A 255-nucleotide genomic window follows, 5' to 3' on the forward strand; every position below is an offset into this window, starting at 1 on the left:
GTGCTCAAGCCTCTGGAGGAACCATCCAAGGATACGACGTGGATCATCTGTTCGATGGAGCCGGAAAAATTCCAGTCCTCTACTGTCGGCCGCGCGATCCTGAAGCGCTGCACGCAGTTCCAGCTGGAAACGCCCACCACCAGCTCACTCGGCAAACAGGCCCTGCGTATCGCCAAAGGCGAGGGCATGGACTACGTGCTGGATGACGAGCGCTCGATCATCAAGCAGGTGGTGAAGGCCAGCAATTCAGATATG

1 protein-coding gene is annotated in these 255 nt (G+C 57.6%); it reads left to right on the forward strand.

All coding sequences use genetic code 11. The annotated features are described in order from the left end of the window. A partial coding sequence (locus AC1RPT_RS08145) for a hypothetical protein (RefSeq protein WP_481763048.1) occupies window positions 1-255 on the forward strand: 255 nt, incomplete at both ends.

It is taken from the genome of Dellaglioa sp. CoH-56-MRSF-11 (genome assembly GCF_056782135.1).